At 68.4% G+C, this 7467-nt stretch carries 7 protein-coding genes and 1 pseudogene; 3 read left to right on the top strand and 5 right to left on the bottom strand.

The features are described 5' to 3' along the window. Both ACFUEJ_RS18355 and gatB read right to left on the bottom strand, forming a co-directional pair. A pseudogene (locus ACFUEJ_RS18355) lies at positions 1–191 on the bottom strand (IS1380 family transposase); the annotation flags it as partial. 168 nt (positions 192–359) lie between these two features. Beyond that, positions 360–1865 (bottom strand): Asp-tRNA(Asn)/Glu-tRNA(Gln) amidotransferase subunit GatB, encoded by a 1506-nt coding sequence (gene gatB / locus ACFUEJ_RS18350; protein WP_065632694.1) that lies wholly within the window; start codon positions 1863–1865, stop codon positions 360–362. A gap of 131 nt (positions 1866–1996) precedes the next feature. On the opposite strand from gatB, the gene ACFUEJ_RS18345 reads away from it, so the two are divergent. Further along, a complete protein-coding gene (locus ACFUEJ_RS18345; RefSeq protein WP_137809002.1) occupies positions 1997–2233 on the top strand; it encodes a PspC domain-containing protein in 237 nt (78 codons plus the stop codon). A gap of 15 nt (positions 2234–2248) precedes the next feature. On the opposite strand, the gene ACFUEJ_RS18340 is transcribed toward ACFUEJ_RS18345, so the two are convergent. The 3 genes from ACFUEJ_RS18340 to ACFUEJ_RS18330 form a co-directional block, all read right to left on the bottom strand. Continuing rightward, positions 2249–3283 carry a 6-phosphofructokinase gene (locus ACFUEJ_RS18340; RefSeq protein ID WP_137809003.1) on the bottom strand — a complete coding sequence of 345 codons (1035 nt, stop codon included), beginning with the start codon at positions 3281–3283 and terminating at the stop codon, positions 2249–2251. Positions 3284–3372: 89 nt separating this feature from the next. Beyond that, entirely contained in the window at positions 3373–4023 is a 651-nt protein-coding gene (locus ACFUEJ_RS18335) for a response regulator transcription factor (RefSeq protein WP_065632692.1), read from the bottom strand. Between the two features lie 9 nt (positions 4024–4032). Beyond that, positions 4033–5325: a sensor histidine kinase gene (locus tag ACFUEJ_RS18330; protein WP_137809004.1), complete on the bottom strand. Its 1293-nt coding sequence runs from the start codon at positions 5323–5325 to the stop codon at positions 4033–4035. 164 nt (positions 5326–5489) lie between these two features. Here ACFUEJ_RS18330 and ACFUEJ_RS18325 point away from each other — a divergent pair, with 164 nt between their 5' ends. Next, a complete protein-coding gene (locus ACFUEJ_RS18325; protein WP_388031002.1) occupies positions 5490–6191 on the top strand; it encodes a hypothetical protein in 702 nt (233 codons plus the stop codon). Then, on the top strand, positions 6188–7435 hold the full coding sequence (locus tag ACFUEJ_RS18320; RefSeq protein ID WP_388030999.1) for an alpha/beta-hydrolase family protein: 1248 nt from the start codon (positions 6188–6190) through the stop codon (positions 7433–7435). Before ACFUEJ_RS18325 ends, ACFUEJ_RS18320 begins: the two co-directional genes overlap by 4 nt. Positions 7436–7467 lie beyond the last annotated feature (32 nt).

Below are 7467 nucleotides of genomic sequence, written 5' to 3'. Positions count from 1 at the left end.
AACAGTTTCGCCTCGAGGTTGGCCCCGGCGGAGGCGACCTGGGTGGTGCCGAGATCGACCCGTTCGCCCAGCAGGGACGCCAACCCGGTCGACTCGGCCACTCTCATGACCGGTACCAGCCCGGCGTGCGACACCAGGTTATCGTCGTCGAAGACCGCGGACTCGGCGGAGAACGTGTGCGATACTTTCACTGAAAATGCCTTTTGACTGGTTTGTTTTGTTGTCTCAACACCACCAATCATTCCAGCTCAGAGGGCATTTTCACGTTATCGACACCCCGCACCCGTCCACGGATCCAGGCTCAGGGAGCAATGGTTATGTCGTCTTTCGGATCAGGGAGCAGAGGGGCTGTGCCCGCCTCAGGAACAGGCCGCGATGACGAGTTCCTTGACGCGGGCCGGGTCTGCTTGTCCGCGAGTCGCTTTCATGACGTCTCCGACGATCTTGCCGGCGGCCTGGACCTTCCCGCCGCGGATCTTGTCGGCGATGTCGGGGTTGGCGGCCAGCGCGTCGTCGACGGCCTTCTGGAGCGCGGAGTCGTCCCGAACCACCTCGAGGCCGCGGTCGGCGACGATCTGGGCGGGCTCACCCTCACCGTCGAGGACGGCGGTAGCGACCTGCTGCGCCAGCTTGGTCGTGAGCTTGCCCTCGTCGACCAGCCCGATGATCTCGGCGACCTGCGCCGGCGTGATGGACAGGTCGGCGAGTTCGACTCCGCGAGAATTGGCCTGCTGCGCAAGGAAGGACACCCACCAGCCGCGCGCCGCCTCGGGTGCTGCCCCGGCGTCGACGGTGGCGATGATGAGATCGACCGCGCCGACGTTGACGAGGTCACGCATGACCTCGTCGGAGACTCCCCAGTCCTCCTGGATGCGGGCGCGACGTAGCCACGGCAGCTCGGGCAGGTTCGCCCGCAACTCCTCGATCCACGCCGAATCCGGCTGCACCGGAGGCAGATCCGGCTCCGGGAAGTAGCGGTAGTCCTCGGCGGTCTCCTTGCGGCGCCCGGCCGACGTGGTGCCGTCGGTCTCGTGGAAGTGCCGCGTCTCCTGGACGATCTCGCCTCCGGCCTTCAGGATGGCGGCCTGACGGCGCATCTCGTAGCGAACCGCCACCTCGACGCTCTTGAGCGAGTTGACGTTCTTGGTCTCGGTGCGCGTACCGAACTCGGTGGCGTCCTTGGTCTTCAGCGACAGGTTCACATCGCAGCGCATCGAGCCCTGGTCCATGCGCACGTCCGACACGTCCAGCGACTTGAGCAGATCACGCAGTGCCGACACGTACGCCCGGGCCACCTCGGGCGCGCGTTCCCCCGCGCCCTCGATGGGCCGCGTCACGATCTCGACGAGCGGCACGCCCGCGCGGTTGTAGTCGAGCAGCGAATGACTCGCCCCATGGATTCGACCCGTCGAGCCGCCGATGTGCAGCGACTTGCCGGTGTCCTCCTCCATGTGGGCGCGCTCGATCTCGACCCGCCAGGTGGTGCCGTCGCCGAGCACGACGTCGAGGAAACCGTCGTAGGCGATCGGCTCGTCGTACTGCGAGATCTGGTAGTTCTTCGGCTGATCCGGGTAGAAGTAGTTCTTCCGCGCGAAGACGCTCGACGGCCGGATGGAGCAGTTCAGCGCGAGGCCGATGCGGATCGCGGACTCGATGGCCTTGGCGTTGGCGACCGGGAGCGAGCCCGGCAGTCCGATGCACACCGGGCACACCTGGGTGTTCGGGTCGGCGCCGAACTCGGTGGGGCACCCGCAGAACATCTTGGTCGCGGTGCCCAGCTCGACGTGCACCTCGAGACCCATCACCGGATCGAATGCGGCAAGCACCTCGTCGTAGTCCAACAGGTCGACGGCTGCGGAAGTCATAGCGGCCAGTTTATGCGGCGATATCCCAGGGGCACGTTCAGGGTGATCACCGATGCCAGGAGCCGGACCCGCTCCTAGCGTGGATGTCACCGGCGAACGACGCCGGACCACAATCCACACAGGAGGACGAGATGACCACCCCACAACCCGCCGGCACCGGCCCCCGCCTGATGCGCTCGCGCACGAACTCGTGGCTGGGCGGCGTCTGCGGCGGCATCGCCCAGCGCTGGGGGTGGGATCCGACGCTCATCCGCGTCCTGTTCGTTCTGTCGATCCTCTTTCCCGGCCCCCAGGTGCTGATCTACCTGGCGCTCTGGATCATCATCCCTCGCGAACCGGTTGCGTCGGCGGTGTCGCCCGTCGTCTGACGCGCGGCCGCGATCTCACCCGAAGATGACCCGGATCTCCTTGTACTGATCCAACGGCACCGTCTTCAGTTCACCGAGTGCCTCGTCGAAGGTGATGCGTGCGATCTCGGTGCCGTGCAGCGCGACCATCTGCCCCCAGCCCTTCTCGGCGACGAGGTCGGCGGTCGCCATCCCCATGCGGGTCGCGAGCACCCGGTCGTAGGCCGACGGCACGCCGCCGCGCTGGATGTGGCCGAGGATGGTGGCCCGGGTCTCGATCCCGGTCCGCTCCTCGATGAGCGGGGCGAGCACCTCCCCCACACCACCGAGTCGGGGACGGTTGAAACCGTCGAGGCCTTTGGTGGAGTACGCCTCCTTCATCTCCGGGAGCTTGAATCCCTCGGCAACGACGACCATCGGCGAACGCCCGCGCGACTTGACGCTGGTGACCCAGGCACAGATCTGGTCGAGACTCTCGGGGTTCTCCGGGATCAGGATGACGTGGGCGCCGCCCGCGATCCCGGAGTGCAGGGCGATCCAGCCCGCGTGGCGACCCATGACCTCGAGGACCATGCACCGTTTGTGCGAGTTGCCGGTGGTGCGGAGGCGGTCGATGGCCTCGGTCGCGATCTCCACCGCGGTGTTGAACCCGAAGGTGTAGTCGGTGGCGGCGATGTCGTTGTCGATGGTCTTGGGAACCCCGACGATGTTGATGCCGTCGTCGAACAGCCGCTTCGACGCCGCCGCCGTGCCCTCGCCGCCGATCGCGATCACGCCGTCGATCTCGAGGTTCTTCAGCACCTTCTTGATGTTCTCGGGACCGCCGTCGGGTTCGGAGTAGGGACCGAACCGGCTCGTGCCGAGAATGGTGCCGCCCTGGTTCGACAGGCCGCGGACCGTCGACCGGTTCAATTCGACGATGTCGCCGTAGACCAGTCCGGCCCAGCCGTCCCGGAAGCCGACGAACTCGTGGCCGTACACGGTCTCACCCTTGAGCACTGCGCCGCGAATGACCGCGTTCAGTCCGGGGCAGTCTCCCCCGGACGTCAGAATGCCGAACCTCTTGGCCACTGGTGAGACCACCCTCCCTGTCGTCATCGGTCAACCTGCCCGAGCAACCCCAATCTAGTGCCCCGGCGAGCCCGGCGCTGGTCGCGAAATCACTTGATGCCGTTCTCGTAGGCGAACACGACGGCCTGCGCCCGATCCCGGAGCCGGAGTTTGTTCAGGAGACTGCTCACATGGGTCTTCACCGTCTGCTCGGTCACGAACAGGTCCGCGCCGATCTCGGCGTTGGACTTGCCGTCGGCCACCAGGTCGAGCACCTCGCGCTCCCGCGGGGTGAGCGTGTCGAGCTTCTGATCCCGCGCCGGCCGCCGGCGCCTGGCGGTGACCTCGGTGATCAGCCGCCGTGTGATCGACGGTGCCAGCAACGCCTCACCCGCGGCCACGACGCGGACCGCTCGCACCAGCTCATCGGCGGGCGCATCCTTCAGCAAGAATCCCGATGCCCCTATGCGCAGCGCCTCGTACACGTAGTCGTCGATGTCGAAGGTCGTCAGCATCAACACGCGCGTGGGTGGTTCGGCAGACGACGCGAGTATCTGCTCCGCGGCCCACAGTCCGTCCTTGCGCGGCATCCGCACATCCATCAGCACGACGTCGGGACGCACCCGACGACACACCTCGACGGCCTCGACCCCGTCGGCGGCATCGCCGAGGACCGAGAGGTCGGGTTGCGCGGCGAGCAGCGCCGAAAAGCCCTGACGCACCATGGCCTGGTCATCTGCGATGACTACGGTGATCGGCACGCCGTCACGCTACCGTCGTCGCGACGACGGTTCACCGGAACCCGTGGAGGTCACGACCGACTCGGGCACGACGACGTCCCGGCGCGGCGTCGCCGGGATGCGAGCGCGTACCGCGAACCCGCCGGTCGATGTGGGGGCGGCGACCAGCGAACCACCCACCGCCTGAGCGCGATCGATCATCCCGGGGATACCCACCCCGCTCCCGCCGATCTGCAATGGTTCACCGGTCGCGGCCGTGTTGACCACGGCGACGTCGACGAGTTCATCGTCCCCGTGCCTCACCTCGACGGCCACGCGCCCGCCGGGGGCATGCCGGGTGGCATTGGCCAGCGACTCCTGCACGATCCGATAGATCACCAGCGCGGCCGATTCACCGACCTCGTCGGCGTCGATGGCCAGGTCCAGCACGACCTCGGCACCCGCGCGGCGTGTCTCGGTGACCAGCGAATCGAGTTCGGCCAGGCCGGGATTGGGTGCCGCCGAAGCATCCGCACCCTCGACGCGCAGGACCCCGAGCAACTGTCGGACCTCGTCGAGGGACGTACGTGCCGCCTCGGCGATGGCGTCGAATTCCGCTGCGGCAGAAGGGCTCACATCCGGCAGGCGATATCTGGCGGTCTGTGACATCACGACCACCATCGACATCCGGTGAGCGACCACATCGTGCAGGTCCCGGGCGATGCGCGCCCGCTCCTGGAGTACGGCCGCCTCGGCTTCGGCGGCCTCGGTCTGCTCGGTGCGCACCGCCAACTGCCGTCGCGAAGCCATCAGTCCGCGCAGCAACGCGACCAGGACCGCGAGCACCGAGATCCCGAAGACCCACCCGACGCGCGCGGTCGGTTGCACGGCGAAGGCGATGACGATCGACGTCGAGACCCAGACCACCGGAATCCATCGCAGCGGGCACTTGAGGAAGGCCATGAACGTGAGGACCAGCAGTTCGATCAGGTGGGTGACCTGGATCGTCAGCTCCCACCCGCCCCGGGTCGGGACGACGATGCCGATGAGTTGGGCGGAGACCACCGAGATCGCCCACCCCAGCAACGGGGCCGACCACGCGAGGGCGATCGGCAGGGCCGCGAAGGCAGCGACCACGGGTAGCACGAACACCGGCATCGAGTGGGTGATCGGCAGCGTCGGCCACGCAACCGAGTACATGACCAGTGCGACGAACAGAAAGAACCAGTTGAGTCGCGACGAGAAGTAGTGGCGCACCGCGGGGTCCTGGGCCACCGGGGCGGTCGAGGCCCATTCGAGTGAGGACGCCCCCACCGCGCGGAGCTTCTTGCGGTATCCGAACATGCCCTCACCCTAGGCTCGCCGACCGCTCGAAGACCTCATACTTCCGAGGGAGACGACCCGATACCGTCGTAGCGTTTCGGCGTCGACGAACCGGCCTGGGGACGACCGCGGCCGGTCCCGCGGAGCGATGTGCCGGCCGGATCCGGACTCATAGCGTCGATGACATGACCGGATCAGAGAACATCCGAAAGTTTTCGTCGGACAACGTCTTACACCAGCACCGCGATCTCTCCGCAACCACTCGCGGACGACGGTCGCGGTGGTGGGCGGCGATGCTCACCCTGGCCGTACTCGTCACCGGCCAGTGGGTCTCGACGGCACACGCCGTCGCGGGCCCTCTCCTCGCCGCATCGAGCCCGGCGGTGACGGCGCCGGCGGCCGATGCGACCAATCCCTACGCGGTCGTGGTCGTCGCTCTCGTGGGACCGCACCCGGCCACCGCGCTGGCGTCCCTTCCGCCGTCCTTCGTCGTGGCGCAGGGGTACTCCCCGCGGATCGTCGACGGATACCCGGTCGACCCGGATGGGGACTGCTCGTCGCCGGTTCCGTTGCCACCGCACTTCACCCCGCTGTGCCGCACCCACGATCTCGGCTACGACCTGTTGCGGGCGGCGCAGCGAAACGGCAAACCGCTCGGCGCCTGGGCCCGGATCGCGCTGGACCGCATGCTGATCGACCGGATGTACGCCTCCTGCCGGACAGCTGCCTGCACGACTGTCACGCACGGCGCTCGGATCGGGTTGGCGTGGAACACGTGGCGCCAGTACGGCGGTCCCCCGGCCCGGGGCGAGTCGTTGTCGGCCTTGGTCCACACGACCATCGAGCGCGCCCTGGTCGATCCTGACGAGCGCGAGGTGCGGCGATGACGGAGTACCGAGACGCCCGTTGGCTGCGTGACGGCCCGTTCCGATCGTGGCCGCATCCCGCGATCAGTGTCGCGGTGACCCTCGGTTACCTCATCGCGGTCTATCCGGGCACTCTGCCCCGGGACGCGACGACGACCGCGATCGTGACCGCGGCATTCGGCGCCCTGGGTGCGATCATCGGGATGATCGTCGCCCGGCGCAGCCGGCGACAGCCGGACGACCAGGCACGGCACGTCGTGTTCTGCTCTTGCCTGGTGATCCTCGGATGCGCGGTCGGCGTGGCGGTCTGGTGGCAGAACCTCATCCGTGCGGCGGTCGACGTCGCCCCCGTCGGGCTCGGGTGGGGCGCGGCGGCCACGATCCCGCCGGCCGTCATCGTCCTGGCGATCGTCGCCGTCCCGCGCAGCTGCGCTCTGCTCGCGGCCGGCGCAGTCGCCCTCACGGCGGGACTGCTGGCACCCGCCGACGCCGGCGCCGACGAACAGCCGGTGCCACCGTCGTCGACGACGGTGGCGACGCATTCGGACGTCCTGGCCCGCGGGGAGCTGAGCACCGATGGATTCGACCGCGCCGCTGCACAACTCGTGCGGACGTGGGCGCGTTCGGGCGGACTGTCGACGCGGGCGGTTGTCGTTGCCGTGCCGACCGGATCGGGATGGATCGACCCGGCAGCGGTCGACGGTTTCGAGAGCCGGTTCGCCGGCGACGTCCGGGTTCTCGCACTCCCCTACGACGACGTGCCGTCGTGGCAGGCCTTCGTGTCCGACCGCTCCCGATCGGCGGACTCCGCGATCGCGGTGGTGTCGGCACTGGCGGCCGTCCTCGACGGTGTTCCCGACCGCGAACGTCCGCGGGTGATCCTCTACGGGCAGAGTCTCGGTGCCGTGGGCGCCGACGCCGCCCGGGTATGGCTGGAGAACGAGCGCCCCGCTCTGCTCGACGAGACCGTGCTGGTCGCGCCGCCGGCGGGCACCGTCGCCCCGGATTCCCGCACCTCGCGAACGGTTCTCGCCAATTCCAGCGACCCCGTCGTGCGCTGGTCACCCGCCGGACTGTGGAGTCCGCACCGCGCGACCGAGGACACCCACATCCGCGGTCCGCGGGTCCCGTCGGCGCCGTGGCTACCCGTGGTCAGTTTCGTACAGACGAGCATCGACCTCCTCGGCGCACTCGACGGTGCGGCCGGGGTCGGCCACCGGTACGGGTCGGAACAGTCCGGACCGCCGCAGCCGATGCGGAACTGACAACCCCGCGGCGGCGTGCACCGAGGACGGCA

The organism is Gordonia sp. NPDC057258, assembly GCF_042668985.1.
Taxonomy (GTDB): domain Bacteria; phylum Actinomycetota; class Actinomycetes; order Mycobacteriales; family Mycobacteriaceae; genus Gordonia; species Gordonia hongkongensis.
The sequence above is the reverse complement of the archived record's forward strand: the minus strand, read 5'-3'. Positions and strand labels throughout refer to the sequence as shown.